General features: G+C 71.4%; 11 protein-coding genes. 4 read left to right on the top strand and 7 right to left on the bottom strand.

Annotation, left to right across the window (positions count from 1 at the left end; all coding sequences use genetic code 11):
• Nucleotides 1-181: 181 nt before the first annotated feature.
• Genes NMK44_RS26150 through NMK44_RS26140 form a run of 3 tightly spaced genes read right to left on the bottom strand, consistent with a single transcriptional unit; the run spans nucleotide 182 to nucleotide 3,312 of the window.
• The gene (locus NMK44_RS26150) at nucleotides 182-1,105 is read right to left on the bottom strand and encodes a carbohydrate ABC transporter permease (protein ID WP_254747322.1); all 924 of its coding nucleotides are present in this window, start codon (nucleotides 1,103-1,105) and stop codon (nucleotides 182-184) included.
• Nucleotides 1,102-2,016 carry a carbohydrate ABC transporter permease gene (locus NMK44_RS26145; RefSeq protein ID WP_254747320.1) on the bottom strand — a complete coding sequence of 305 codons (915 nt, stop codon included), beginning with the start codon at nucleotides 2,014-2,016 and terminating at the stop codon, nucleotides 1,102-1,104. The genes NMK44_RS26150 and NMK44_RS26145 overlap by 4 nt, the downstream gene beginning before the upstream one ends.
• A gap of 12 nt (nucleotides 2,017-2,028) precedes the next feature.
• A complete protein-coding gene (locus NMK44_RS26140) occupies nucleotides 2,029-3,312 on the bottom strand; it encodes an ABC transporter substrate-binding protein (protein WP_254747318.1) in 1,284 nt (427 codons plus the stop codon).
• Between the two features lie 212 nt (nucleotides 3,313-3,524).
• Here NMK44_RS26140 and NMK44_RS26135 point away from each other — a divergent pair, with 212 nt between their 5' ends.
• Complete coding sequence (locus NMK44_RS26135; RefSeq protein WP_374215343.1) at nucleotides 3,525-5,597, top strand: NPCBM/NEW2 domain-containing protein; 2,073 nt, start codon at nucleotides 3,525-3,527, stop codon at nucleotides 5,595-5,597.
• 214 nt (nucleotides 5,598-5,811) lie between these two features.
• On the opposite strand, the gene NMK44_RS26130 is transcribed toward NMK44_RS26135, so the two are convergent.
• Nucleotides 5,812-6,813 (bottom strand): ROK family protein, encoded by a 1,002-nt coding sequence (locus NMK44_RS26130; protein WP_254747314.1) that lies wholly within the window; start codon nucleotides 6,811-6,813, stop codon nucleotides 5,812-5,814.
• A gap of 132 nt (nucleotides 6,814-6,945) precedes the next feature.
• Here NMK44_RS26130 and NMK44_RS26125 point away from each other — a divergent pair, with 132 nt between their 5' ends.
• Together NMK44_RS26125 and NMK44_RS26120 are read left to right on the top strand one after the other, a co-directional pair.
• The gene (locus NMK44_RS26125; RefSeq protein WP_254747312.1) at nucleotides 6,946-8,010 is read left to right on the top strand and encodes a LacI family DNA-binding transcriptional regulator; all 1,065 of its coding nucleotides are present in this window, start codon (nucleotides 6,946-6,948) and stop codon (nucleotides 8,008-8,010) included.
• 149 nt (nucleotides 8,011-8,159) lie between these two features.
• Complete coding sequence (locus tag NMK44_RS26120; protein WP_254747310.1) at nucleotides 8,160-8,609, top strand: hypothetical protein; 450 nt, start codon at nucleotides 8,160-8,162, stop codon at nucleotides 8,607-8,609.
• Nucleotides 8,610-8,696: 87 nt separating this feature from the next.
• Here the strand turns inward: NMK44_RS26120 and NMK44_RS26115 are convergent, their stop codons facing one another.
• The gene (locus NMK44_RS26115; RefSeq protein WP_254747552.1) at nucleotides 8,697-9,080 is read right to left on the bottom strand and encodes an SHOCT domain-containing protein; all 384 of its coding nucleotides are present in this window, start codon (nucleotides 9,078-9,080) and stop codon (nucleotides 8,697-8,699) included.
• A 170-nt stretch (nucleotides 9,081-9,250) separates the two neighbouring features.
• Here NMK44_RS26115 and NMK44_RS26110 point away from each other — a divergent pair, with 170 nt between their 5' ends.
• On the top strand, nucleotides 9,251-9,880 hold the full coding sequence (locus NMK44_RS26110; protein ID WP_254747307.1) for a GAP family protein: 630 nt from the start codon (nucleotides 9,251-9,253) through the stop codon (nucleotides 9,878-9,880).
• A 31-nt stretch (nucleotides 9,881-9,911) separates the two neighbouring features.
• Here NMK44_RS26110 and NMK44_RS26105 read toward each other — a convergent pair whose 3' ends face one another.
• Both NMK44_RS26105 and NMK44_RS26100 read right to left on the bottom strand, forming a co-directional pair.
• Nucleotides 9,912-11,210 (bottom strand): hypothetical protein, encoded by a 1,299-nt coding sequence (locus tag NMK44_RS26105; RefSeq protein WP_254747305.1) that lies wholly within the window; start codon nucleotides 11,208-11,210, stop codon nucleotides 9,912-9,914.
• Between the two features lie 357 nt (nucleotides 11,211-11,567).
• Nucleotides 11,568-12,857 (bottom strand): DUF6986 family protein, encoded by a 1,290-nt coding sequence (locus NMK44_RS26100; protein ID WP_254747303.1) that lies wholly within the window; start codon nucleotides 12,855-12,857, stop codon nucleotides 11,568-11,570.
• Nucleotides 12,858-12,993 lie beyond the last annotated feature (136 nt).

Raw genomic sequence — 12,993 nt, 5'->3', positions numbered from 1 at the left:
CGCCTCCTGACAGTTGCCCGCATCACCCTGTCACGGAAACGCCGGATCGCCTCGGAGTACGGGATCCGGCGGGATCCCGCCGGATCCCGCCCTCCCGCGCCGGATCCGGCCGCCCCGCAACACCCGTCGCGCCGCCGCGGATCCCGCGGCGGCGCGATACGGATGCGCTATGGGGGTGTGCTCAGCCCTTGCTGGCTCCGAGGGTCAGTCCGGCGATGAAGTGCCGCTGGAGCAGCAGGAAGACCAGCACCGTGGGCAGCGCCACGATCACCGAGCCCGCCGCCAGCAGGTTGTAGTCCGTGAAGAACTGCCCGCGGAGGTTGTTCAGGGCGGAGGTGACCGGGAGTTTGTCCCCGTTGGAGATGAAGACCAGCGCCCACAGGAAGTCGTTGTACATCCAGGTGAACTGGAGGGTCCCCAGGGCCGCGAGCGCCGGCCGGCACAGCGGAAGGGTGATCCGCCAGTACTGCGTCCACACCCCGGCGCCGTCCACCCGCGCCGCCTCGACGATCTCCATCGGCAGTGTGCGCATGAAGTTGGCGAGGACGAAAACGCAGAAGCCGACCTGGAACGCCACCTGGACGGCGAGCACCGCCCAGTAGGAGTCGTACATCGTCATCGAGTCCGACATCCAGTACGGCAGGTCGATCTTGTTGAAGAACACATAGAGCGGGGTGACGATCACCTGCTGCGGCAGCAGGTTGCCCGCCGTGAACACCATCAGCAGGACCAGTCCGCCGCGCATCTGGAGCCGGGTGACGGCGAACGCCACGAACGAGGCCAGGAACAGCGTCAGCAGCACCCCGGGCACCGCGATGATGAGCGAGTTGACGAAGTACTTGCCCATACCGGAGTCGAACGCCTGCCGGTAGTAGTCGAACGACAGATGGCGCGGCAGCGAGAAGTAGCCGTGCTCGGCGGTCTCCTCGTACGGGCGCAGCGAGGCGTAGACGGCGAGCAGCAGCGGGGCGAGGAAGGCCAGCGAGACGGTCATCAGGAAGGCGTGCACGCCGAGCCTGCCGGGACGCACCCGGGGCCGCCCGCGCTTGGCCGGTTCCACGGGGGCGGTGGCCCGCGCCGGGGCCGACGGTGTGGTGACGGTCATCCCTTCTTCTCCCCTCGCAGCTCCTGGACCAGGTAGGTCACGATGAATCCCAGGGACACGGTGAGCAGGACGACGGCGATGGCGGAGCCGAATCCGATTCTGCTGGCCTCACCGATGATGTTGTCGGTGACCAGGACGGAGAGGAGTTCGAGTCCGTTGCGGCCGTGATTGATGGCGTAGACGATGTCGAAGGCGCGCAGCGCCTCGATGACGGTGATGACCAGGACGATCACATTGACCGGCCGCAGCGTGGGCAGCACGATCCGGAAGAAGGTCTGCGCCTCGCTCGCCCCGTCGATGGACGCGGCCTCCTTGAGCGAGGCGTCCACGGATTTCAGCCCGGCCAGGTAGAGGATCATCACATATCCGGTGTGCCGCCAGGCAGCGGCGATGAGCACCATCCAGATGTTGAGGTCGGGATCCCCGAGCCAGTCCACCGGGTTGTCCTCGTTGCCGAGCACGGCGTTGAGCGCGCCCTGGTCCCGGGAGAAGACCAGTTGGGCCATGAAGCCCACGATGGCGAGCGAGAGCACCACCGGCATATAGATGGTGGACTGGTAGAACCGGCTGAAGCGGACACCCCGGTCGATGAGCACCGCGAGCAGCAGCCCGAAGGGCGTGGCGACGAGTCCGAGGAAGGCCAGCCAGAGCAGGTTGTTGCGGACGGCGGGCCAGAACGGCGGGTAGTCGTTGAACAGGGCCTGATAGTTGTCCCCGCCCACCCACTTGATGTCGCCGAGTCCGTCCCAACTGGTGAAGGACAGGCCGATGGAGGCCAGGGTGGGGCCCCAGATGAGGGCCACGTCGATCAGGACGGGTATGCCCAGCAGCACACCGATGACGGCGAGGTCGCGGCCTGTGAACTTCCGCGGCCCCGTCCGTCCGGCACGCCGCGCGGTCTTGAGCGGCACTGCGCGATTCTCCTAGCTGGCGGCGAAGATGGTCTTCTTCTGGGACTCGATGTCCTTGGTCAGACCGTCGATGTCATCGGGGTCGTTGATGAACTGCTGGATGGCCCGGATCATGACCTGCGAGGCGAAGTCGGGGCGGGTGTCGCGGTCCATGAACTGGGAGATCTGCTTGGCGCCGGAGACCAGTCCGGCGGCCTTCTTCTGGAGCGCGTTGTAGGAGTCGGTGGACGCGTCCTTGTGGACCGCGACGTTGTTGGGGTCCCGGATCAGGTACTTCTCCTCGGCGGCCGGAGTCGCCAGGAACTTCAGCAGCTCCTTGGCCTCCTTCTGCTTCTTGGACTTCTTCGACAGCAGGAAACCGTCGATCGGGGCCTCGACCGCGTCCTGGCCGTAGGCGGAGTCGATCTCCGGGAAGGGGAAGAAGTCGAGGTCGCCGCGGTCGGCGTCGGAGAACTGCTGACCCGGGTGGGGCAGTCCGAAGACCGCCATCCCGGACTTCTTCTGGGCCAGGCTCTGCGCGGCCTCCTGCCAGGTCCGTCCGTTGGCGCCCTTCTGGTGGTAGGGCATCAGACCGCGCCACAGGTCGAAGACGTGCTTGACCTTGCGGTCGGTCCAGGACTCCTCGCCCGCCATCAGCGAGATGTGGAAGTCATAGCCGTTCGCGCGCATGTTGAGGTAGTCGAACGTGCCCATGGCGGGCCAGCCGTCCTTGTCGCCGAAGGCGAACGCGTCGAGGCCGTCCTTGTCCATGCGCTTGGCCAGGGCCCGGTACTCGTCGAAGGTCTTGGGTATCTCGTAGCCGCGCTGTTCGAAGAGGCTCTTCCGGTAGAAGACCGCCCAGGGGTAGTAGTAGTACGGCACGAAGTACTGCTTGCCGTCCTTGCCCGTGGACTGCGCCTTGAGCGCCCCGGAGAACCCGTCGAAGCCGTCCCAGAGGTCGCTGATATCGGCGAGCAGCCCCTGCTGGGCGAAGAACTGCATCCGGTATCCGGCGAACCACATGAACACGTCGTCCGGCGTGCCCTTGAGATAGCGGTTGATGTTCTCCTGGAACGACTCATGGTCAACGGTGTTGACCTTGACCTTCTTGTCGGACTTCTTCTCGTAGGCCTTGAACACCTCGGCGAACGCCTTGCGCGGTACGGCGTCCGAGGCATTGGAGCCGATCTTGACTTCCTTGCTCGGGCCACCACAGGCGGTGAGCAGCGTCGGGAGGGCGACCGCCCCGGCTCCGACCGCCGTGCCCCGAAGCAGCGCACGGCGGGAGATCCGATGTTCTGACGATGACTGTGCCATGTCCCCCTCCACGGAGGTTAAATCCAACACAAACGAACGTGAGTGAAGGGATCACACCCCCCGTTCGTCCCCTAGTCAAGGGTTTTGGCGAGCTATCGGGCAACTGTTATCAGTTCGCTTCCAACAGACTCCAACATGCTCTACCGTAAACGCTCGTAGCTGTTGCGGCCATGACAGGCCGCGACAGGCGCCGAGATCAGAGGAGCCGCACGGTGCGCCATTCGTCTCTTCGTACGACCCGGTCAAGATTCATAGGATGTCTGGGGACAGTCGTTCTCACCGCGGTGGGCCTGTCAGTCCCCGCCGTCGCCCAGCCGTCGCCTGCCACCAAGGCCACGACATCATCGTCCGCATCGGATGCCTCATCCCCCTCAGCCGACGGAGGCGGGCTCGCCCTCACCCCTCCGATGGGTTTCAACAACTGGAACTCCACCAACTGCGGTCCGGAGTTCAACGAAGGCATGATCAAGGGCATCGCCGACCTCTTCGTCTCCAAGGGGCTGAAGAAGGCCGGTTATGAGTACGTCAACCTCGACGACTGCTGGGCACTGCCCCAGCGCGACGGCAACGGCAAGTTGGTCCCGGACCCCAAGCGCTTCCCGCACGGCATCAAGGCCGTCGCCGACTACGTCCACGCCAAGGGCCTGAAGATCGGCATCTACACCAGCGCGGGCACCAAGACGTGCAACTTCCAGCAGGGCTTTCCCGGAGCGCTCGGCCATGAGGAGTCCGATGCCCGGCAGTTCGCCGACTGGGGCATCGACTACCTCAAGTACGACAACTGCTACAACCAGGGCATCGACGCCAAGAAGCGCTACCGCACCATGCGTGACGCGCTGAAGAAGGCGTCCGAGGCGACCGGCCGCGAGATCGTCTACAGCATCTGCGAATGGGGTGAGAACAAGCCCTGGGAGTGGGCCAAGGACGTCGGCCAACTCTGGCGCACCACCGGCGACATCAGCGACAACTGGGGCAGCATGCTGGGCATCGCCAAGAAGAACCTGCCCCTGGCGGAGTACGCGGGCCCCGGCCGCTGGAACGACCCCGACATGCTCGAGGTCGGCAACGGCGGGATGACGGACACCGAGTACCGCAGCCACTTCTCCCTCTGGTCGATCATGGCCGCACCGCTGCTGATCGGCACCGATCTGCGCAAGGCCACCCCTGAGACCTTTGAGATCCTGGAGAACTCCGAGGTCATCGCGGTCGACCAGGATCCGCTGGGCAAGCAGGGGAAGGTGGTCTCCTCCCGGGACGGGCGCTGGGTCATCGCCAAGGAGATGAAGGACGGCAGCCGCGCCGTCGCCCTGTTCAACGAGACCGACCGGCCGCAGCGCATCTCCACCACCGCCGCCGAGGCCGGGCTGCCCGGCGCCCGGGCGTACCAGTTGCGCGATCTGTGGCAGCACCGCAGCTACCAGACCGCCGGTACCGTCTCGGCCACCGTTCCGGCCCACGGCACCGTGCTCTACCGCGTCTCCGCCGACCGGAAGTGGGCCTCCTACCCGCCCGCCGCCGACCTCGGCCTGGCGGGCACCGCGATGGCCGAGGCGAACACCCCGGCCACGCTGGACACCACCTTCACCAACCTCGGCCGCGGCTCGGCCCGTTCGGTCGCGGTCCGGCTGACCGGCCCCGAAGGCTGGACCATCAGGGCCACCTCACCGTCCCGCGCCGCCTCTCTCGGCTCCGGCCGCACCCTGACCACCCACTGGCGGATCACCCCGCCCGCCGGCGCGAAGCCCGGCGCGTACGACCTGACGGTGCGCGCCGACCACCGCTCCCCGCGCGGCGCCGAGGCCCGCACCGAACTGGCCTCGACGGTGCACGTGGTGGTGGCGCCGCCCTCCGGCGTGTCCTCCGCGGGCGATCTGCCGTGGGTGAGCGCGGGCAACGGCTGGGGCCCGGTGGAGCGGAACACCAGCGTCGGTGAACAGGCCGCGGGCGACGGTCACCCGCTCACCATCGACGGGAAGACCTACGCCAAGGGGCTGGGCGCCCATGCGCCGAGTGAGATCACGTACTACACCGGCGGCCGGTGCTCGGCGTTCACCGCGCAGGTGGGCGTGGACGACGAGAAGCGGGAGGCGGGCACCGTCACCTTCGAGGTGTGGGCCGACGGCCGGAAGGCGGCCTCGACCGGCACCCTGACCACCGCCGACTCCGCCCAGGCGCTCTCCGCCGCGATCGACGGCGCCACGACCGTACGGCTGGTCGTGACCGACGCCGGTGACGGCGACAACAGCGATCACGCCGACTGGGCCGACGCGATGTTCACCTGCTGACGTCACCCCCCGACACCCCCCACCGGACGGGCCCCTCCCCCACCCCTGCCCCGCCTCGCCGCGCGGCAGCCCGGGGAGGGGCCCGGCTGCCGCCGGACGCGCCGCCGCTCGGCCCTCTCCGTACGCGCGATGCCGGTTTCGGTGCGACCGTCGTCGCGCAACGGTGCCCCCGGGGTCCGGGCGGACCGCTCGGGGGCGGTGGGTGATGGCCGGCTCAACCGCCGTTCGGGGAAGGGCTCGTGGGAGCCGGGGGGCTTGTGGGAGCCGGGGCGCGGAAGCCCTCCAGCCGCTGTTCCTGGGCCGCCGCCGCGGCGGCGCCGACCAGTCCCGCGTCATTGCCCATCTGCGCCGGGACCACTTCAAGACCCTGGACGTAGGACAGCGTCGCGTAGGAGCGCAGAGCGCGCCGCAGGGGCGCGAACAGCACCTCACCCGCGCCCGCCACCCCGCCGCCGACCACCGCGACCTCGATCTCGACCAAGGCGGCGGTCGCGGCGATCCCCGCGGCGAGGGCCTGCGCCGCCCGCGCGAACGAGCCCCGCGCGACCGGGTCCCCGGCCCGCGCGGCGACGGCGACGGCCTCGGCGGTGGTGTCCCCGTCCGGGCCAGGGCGCCAGCCGCCGTCCAGGGCCCGACGGGCGATGTTGGGTCCGCTGGCGATGCGCTCGACACAGCCGCGCGCCCCGCACGGACACGGGTCCCCGTCGAGGTCGACGCTGATGTGGCCGATATGCCCGGCGTTGCCCGTGGGGCCGGGGTGCAGCCGTCCGCCCAGCACCAGCCCGCCCCCGACACCGGTGGACACCACCATGCACAGGGCCGCGCTCCGGCCGCGGGCCGCGCCCTGCCAGTGCTCGGCCGCGGTCATCGCCACCCCGTCCCCGACAAGCGTGACCGGGAGTTCGCCGGTGGTCTCCCGGACCCCGGCGACCAGCGGGAAGTCACGCCAACCGGGGATGTTGACCGGGCTGACGGTGCCCACGGAGGCGTCCACCGGGCCCGCGCTGCCGATCCCGACGGCGGCCACCCGCGCCCAGTGCTCGGTGGCCGCGAGCTCCCGCAGCACCGCGGTGACCTCCCGCAATACCGTGGCACCGGCCTCCCGCGCGGGGGTGGCGCGGCGGGCCCGCACGACCGGAGTGCCGCCGCCGTCCACCAGAGCGCCCGCGATCTTGGTGCCACCGATGTCCAGTGCGGCGATGAGGTCACGTGGCATGGATGTCGACTCTCCTGGTGGGCCCGGCGCCATGGGTGTGCGGGACCAGTCTTCCCTGCCGCTGACAACGTTGTCCAGAGGCTATGCTCGTCACCCCTCCGCCACCACGACCAGCGACGGGACGAGCGCACCGTGACCGACACCGCCCCGGGCCCCGCCGACCGCACCACCGCGCGCCGCTACGGCACCCGGCCCACGATGAAGGACGTCGCCGCCCGGGCCGGGGTCGGGCTGAAGACCGTCTCCCGCGTGGTCAACGGCGAGCCGGGGGTCACCCCGGACACCGAACGGCGCGTCCAGGAGGCGATCACCGCGCTCGGCTTCCGCCGCAACGACAGCGCCCGCATCCTGCGCAAGGGCCGTACCGCCAGTATCGGTCTGGTCCTGGAGGACCTGGCCGACCCGTTCTACGGACCGCTGAGCCGGGCCGTGGAGGAGGTCGCCCGCGCCCACGGGGCCCTGCTGATCAACGGCTCCAGCGCCGAGGACCCCGACCGTGAACAGGAGTTGGTGCTCGCGCTGTGCGCCCGGCGGGTCGACGGCCTCGTGGTCATCCCGGCCGGAGGGGACCACCGCTATCTGGCCCCGGAGATAGCGGCGGGGGTGGCCACGGTCTTCGTCGACCGCCCGGCGGGCCGGATCGACGCCGACGCCGTGGTCTCCGACAGCTTCGGCGGCGCGCGGGACGCCGTCGCCCATCTGATCGCCCACGGCCACCGCAGGATCGGTTTCCTCGGCGACCAGCCGGGCATCCACACCGCCGCCGAACGGCTGCGCGGCTATCGCGCCGCGATGGCCGGGGCCGGACTGCCGGTCGATGACGCCTGGGTCTCGCTCGGACCGACCGATCCGGCCCGGGTGCGGGCGGCGGCCACCGCGGCGCTGGAGGCCGCGGAGCCGGTCACCGCGCTCTTCGCGGGCAACAACCGGGTGACCGTCACCGTGGTCCGGGTGCTGGCCGAACGCCCCGCGCCCGCGCCCCCGGTGGCCCTCGTCGGCTTCGACGACTTCGAGCTGGCCGATCTGCTCTCCCCGGCCGTCACCGTCGTCGCCCAGGACGCGGCCCAGCTCGGCCGTACCGCCGCCGATCTGCTCTTCCGGCGGCTGGACGGCGCGGGCGGCGAGCCCCACCGGGTCGTCCTGCCGACCCGGCTGATCCCCCGCGGCTCCGGCGAGCTGCCCCCGTCCGCGCCCTGAACGGGCCGGTCCGCGGCCTGCACGGGCCCGTCTTCGTCCGGTACGCCGGGGCGCACTGAACGGACCCGCCCCGGTTGCCCCGCCCTCCGGCCGCCCACAGGGTGGGTGCGGAGGACCGGGACCCCGGCCGCCGGGACGAGGGAGACGCGATGAGCGGGCGCCTGATGCGGACGATCTGCGCGGTGAGCCTCATGGCCGCGCTGGCGCCCGCCGCCGGCTGCTCCGACGAGGGCGGCACCCCGTCGTCCGCGGTGTCCCGGGCCTCCGCCGCCGTGGCGTCGGCGACCGCGTCGGCCAAGGCCCAGCTCGACAAGATCGAGGGCGGCACCAAGGCCACCCGGGACGTGACGGCGGGCCCGGTGTCGTTCAACGGCCAGGGGCGCGCCACCACCCGGCTGACGGTGACCAACTCGGCGCGGCAGACCGCCTCGTTCACGATCCTGGTCAACTTCCGCGATGCGGACAAACACCTGGTCGACGCCGTGGTGGTCACCGTCCGCTCGGTCCGACCGGACACCCCCACGAAGGCCACCGCGCGCAGCCACCGCGCGCTCTCCGGCAAGGTCACCGCACAGGTCGGCACCGCGGTGCGCTACTGAGCGGCACCGCGGCGCCGATGGCGGTGTGCCGGGCGGGCCCCTCCTCGGTCCGCCCCTCGCGGCCGGACTCCCGTCCGTCCGCTGCCCTCAGGCGGCGAGCACCTTGGCCTTGGCCCGCTCATACTCCTCCGTCGTGATGTCACCGTGGTCCTTGAGCTCCACCAGCCGTGACAACTCCTCCGCGCGGCCGGTTCCGGCGGTCGTGCGCACGAACTCCCGGAAGTCCTCCTCGGCCTTCTCCGCGCGTGCCATCTGGCGCCGGCCCATGCCCTTGCCGCGCGCCATCAGATACACGAAGACACCGAGGAAGGGCAGGATGACCACGAAGACGGACCAGCCCGCCTTGCCCCAGCCGCTCAGCGAGTCATCGCGGAAGATATCGCCGAAGACGTGGAACAGCAGCATCAGCCACAGGACCCAGAGAAAGATCCACATCGTGGTCCAGAACACATTGAGCAGTGGGTAGTCCATCATCTGCCTCCCGTCGGACACGCCCGGCGGGGACCACGAGGGCCCCACCCGGGCCCACATCACCAGCTTACGTCCGCGGGCCGGACCGCCCCGGTCGGCGCAAGCCCGGATGCCGGACGGTCCCGGGTGCGGGGGAATGGAGGGAGGACGGACGGGGCGAAGGGCGGCCGATGGAGCTCCAGATTCTTCCGCTCGCCGTCACCATGATGGCGGGTCCGCAGATCGTGGCCGATGTGATCCTGGTGACCACGCGGCGGCCGGTCCGCGTCTCCCTCGCGTTTCTGCTGGGCGTGGCCATCGCGGCGACGGCCGGAGTCGCCCTCACCCGGGGGATCTTCACGCTGCTGGGCCAGGTGGTCTCCCCGGGCAGCCCGGAGCAGCGCGGCTCGGCCGGGACCGTGCTCCAAGTGGTGCTGGTCGGGCTGCTGGTGGCGGTCGCGGTGAAGAACTACGTGAAGCGCGAGACGGTGGAGCCGCCGAAGTGGCTGGGCACGCTCATGGAGGCGGGCCCCGGCAGGGCGTTCCGCACCGGGATCCTGATCATCCTGCTGATGCCGTCCGACATCATGGTCATGCTGACCGTGGGGGCCTCGCTGGCGCAGCATGACGCGGGGCTGGTGGCGGCGTTGCCGTTCATCGGGCTCACCGTGCTGATCGCCGCGCTGCCGCTGCTGGTCTACCTCCTCTTCGGCAGCCGGGCGCGGCGGGCCATGCCCCGGCTGCGGGAGTGGCTGAACAGCCATAGCTGGGTGGTCAACATCGCGGCCTGCCTGATCTTCATCGTGCTCATCCTCACCTGAGGCAGGGCGGGGTGTGACGCCCGGTGGGCGTTCAGCCCCCGGTCCGGCCCGTCGCGGCCAGCAGGGCGATCACCGCGAGCGCGGCCAGCAGGATCAGCGCCAGGAACAGCACCGTGAGCGCGGTGGGATGGTTCCCCAGGGCGAATACGCAGGCCGGCACCAGCAGAGCCACGACGGTCAGCCCCCGCCGGTGGTCGGCCGTCCAGGTCCCGGCCCTGCCGGTGCGCACCCCGTGGTCCGCGCCCCAGCGGGCCGCCGTGTCGGCGGCCCGCTCCGCGCTGCCGCGCACCGCGCGCGGCAGCCGTCCGGGTCCGGCGAGGTACGCCCCCAGGGCGATCACGACGGACAGCACCAGCACGGTGGCCACGGTGACGCGCAGAAAGCGCACCACGGTGTCGAAGATGACCGAGGCGGCAGCCCGGGAGAGCACGCTCGGCGGTACGTGCTCCAGGTAGTAGCGGCGGCCGACGACCAGGGCGAGCGCGAGCAGGACCGAGGCGGCCGCGGCGCCCAGGGCGCCGCGGGCCAGGGCCCGGCGGCGCCGGTGGGCGAGCAGCACGCCGCTGCCGCCGAGGACGAGGGTCAGCAGCGGGAGCCGGTTCCCGGCCAGGTCGAGCAGCCGGGCCGAGCGCCGGATGGTGTCGAGCTGGTCGGAGTGGAAGAGGATCAGCTGCTGGTTGACGTCCGGGATGCCGTGAGCGGACGGGAACCCGGCGGCGACCAGTTGGTGTTTGACCCGTTCCACGGCGGGTCCGACATTGAGCACGACGGTGTCGCCCTCGACGCCGACCGGACCGTGCCGCTTACCGGTCAGGGCGTCCACGACGGCGGTGTGGGCGGCCCGGTTGGCGCCGGTCCACACCGCAGCGAACTGCTCGCTGTGCACGATGTGCGCGGCGACCCTGCGCACCGCCTGGTCGAGGGCGGAGTCCCATTGCGGGGCCAGTCCCTCCACGGTGTCGGCTGCCTTCGGCGGAAGGCCCTGGTCGCGCATCCAGTCCGCGATGCCGGCGGTGAACTCCCGGCTGTCGCGACGCAGGTCGACGACCTCGCCGACCCGTTGCACGGCGGTGTCCTGGATGGCCGGGTCGGTGGCCAGCGGGGCCACCGTCGCCACGAAGCGGTCGGTGTTCAGGACGTTGTCGTGGACCCACACGGTCAGCACGGACGCCGGGACGAGCAGGCACGCCAGCAGGATCAGCAGGGCCGACAGAACGCTCCTGACGAGGCGGCCGGGCCCGCACGGCCACCACCCGGGACCGTCCAGCCCGGCCGGGGCGGACGGCACCGGCGGGGGCGAACCCGGCGGGTCGTCAGGGGCGCTCGCCATGCCACCATCTCCCGCCCGGCCCGGCCGCACCGCATCCCGGGTGACACGTCCGGGTGAGCGGATGTGGCCGGGCGGGTCAGGCGTCCGGGCGACGGGTGAACGGGGCGCGAGCGCGGCGGTAGCGTCCGGGCGACGCGACGCCGTGACGGGAGTGACCGGTCGAGCACCGGCCCGGAGCACCGACGGCTCGGATGCCGATCCCAGGCGACCGCCGCGGCACCGGCCGGGCAGCGCGACGCCGTGACGGGAGTGACCGGTCAACCGCCGGCTCGGATGCCGGTGCGCGGGCGTCGCCCTCGCCGCGCTCCGGGCGGGCGACGGTGGTGCGAAGGTCTCCCCCGGGTCAGCGCCCCCGGCTCAGCGTGGCGGGTCCTGCGGGGTGCGCCCGGCGAGCGTGTCGAGCTCGGCGCGGGCCAGTCCGGTCAGCCGTTCGACCTCGGCGGCGTCCAGCGCCCCGCAGTCCAGACCGCGCAGCAGATGGCCGCTGAGCGCCCGCACGGTGGCGGGCTCGTCCATCACGGCGCCGCCCGCGCGCCGCACATAGGCGGACAGCCGTTCCGCGGCGGCCTCCAGCCCCTCGCGGTAGAAGCCGTAGACGGCGGCGTAGCGGGTGGGGAGATGGCCGGGGTGCATATCCCAGCCCTGGTAGTACGCACGTGCCAACGAGCGCCGGACGAGACGGTGGTGGAGCCGCCAGGCGTCGTGGACGCGCTCGGCCGGGCCGACCGGCAGGACATTGGTGGACCCGTCGGAGAGCCGGACCCCGGTACCCGCGGCAGCCACCTGCATCACCGCCTTGGCGTGGTCGGCCACGGGGTGGTCCGGGGACTGGTGGGCGGGGCCGACCCCGCAGGCCGCGCTGTAGTCGAAGGTGCCGTAGTGCAGTCCGGTGGCGCGGCCCTGGGCGGCGTCGATCATCCGGGCGACGGTGGCCCGGCCGTCGGCGCCGAGGACGGCCTGGGTGGTCTCGATCTGGATCTCGAACCCGATGCGGCCCGCAGCCAGTCCGCGGGCCCGCTCGAACTCCTCGCACAGCCGCACCATGGCGGTGACCTGCTCGGGATAGGTGACCTTGGGCAGGGTGAGAACCAGGCCGCCGGGAAGTCCGCCGGCGTTCATCAGCCCGGTGAGGAAGATGTCCAGGGTGCGGATGCCGCGGTCGCGGACGGCGGCCTCCAGGCACTTCATCCGGATGCCGGCGTACGGGGGCGCGGTGCCCTCGGCATGGGCGGCGGCGAGGAGGGCTGCGGCACGGGCGGCCGCGGCGTCCTCCTCGCTGTCGGGGCGCGGACCGTAGCCGTCCTCGAAGTCGATGCGCAGGTCCTCGACCGGTTCGCGCTCCAGCTTGGCGCGCACCCGGCGGTGGACCGGCCCGGCGAGCGCGTCGGGCAGACCGAGGACCGCGGCGAAGGAGGCGGCGTCGGGGGCGTGCTCGTCGAGGGCGGCCAGTGCCTGGTCGCCCCAGGTGCGGACGGTGTCGGCGGTGAAGTCGTCGGCGGGGACGTAGACGGTGTGCACGGGCTGGCGGGTGCCGGGGTCGCCCGGGTAGCGCCGGGCGAGTTCGGCGTCGACGGCGGCGAGGGAGGCGGCGACTCCGTCGCGTACGGCTCCCGGAAGGCTGGTCTCCACCGTTTCGCGCCGGTCCATTCCCGCACCTCCACGCCTCGACCACAGCGGATCAGCTCTTTCAACAATTCGTTGAAGAACGTATCCGGGCGGCGGGGGCGGGTCAACACCCACGCCCGGTGGGCGGGAACGCGCCCGGACGGCCGGGGGGGGCCCG

Origin of the sequence: Streptomyces cucumeris (assembly GCF_024295805.1) — a bacterium.
GTDB classification, from domain to species: Bacteria; Actinomycetota; Actinomycetes; order Streptomycetales; family Streptomycetaceae; genus Streptomyces; species Streptomyces cucumeris.
Note: the sequence above shows the minus strand (reverse complement) of the source record. Positions and strands in the feature narration are given on the sequence as shown.

What these genes read in the sequence shown, in the direction of transcription:
- NMK44_RS26150 (WP_254747322.1), bottom strand. Translation starts at nt 1,105, where the DNA reads ATGACCGTCACCACACCGTCGGCCCCGGCGCGGGCCACCGCCCCCGTG.
- NMK44_RS26120 (WP_254747310.1), top strand. Translation starts at nt 8,160, where the DNA reads ATGAGCGGGCGCCTGATGCGGACGATCTGCGCGGTGAGCCTCATGGCC.
- NMK44_RS26130 (WP_254747314.1), bottom strand. Translation starts at nt 6,813, where the DNA reads ATGCCACGTGACCTCATCGCCGCACTGGACATCGGTGGCACCAAGATC.
- NMK44_RS26110 (WP_254747307.1), top strand. Translation starts at nt 9,251, where the DNA reads ATGGAGCTCCAGATTCTTCCGCTCGCCGTCACCATGATGGCGGGTCCG.
- NMK44_RS26100 (WP_254747303.1), bottom strand. Translation starts at nt 12,857, where the DNA reads ATGGACCGGCGCGAAACGGTGGAGACCAGCCTTCCGGGAGCCGTACGC.
- NMK44_RS26105 (WP_254747305.1), bottom strand. Translation starts at nt 11,210, where the DNA reads ATGGCGAGCGCCCCTGACGACCCGCCGGGTTCGCCCCCGCCGGTGCCG.
- NMK44_RS26115 (WP_254747552.1), bottom strand. Translation starts at nt 9,080, where the DNA reads ATGGACTACCCACTGCTCAATGTGTTCTGGACCACGATGTGGATCTTT.
- NMK44_RS26140 (WP_254747318.1), bottom strand. Translation starts at nt 3,312, where the DNA reads ATGGCACAGTCATCGTCAGAACATCGGATCTCCCGCCGTGCGCTGCTT.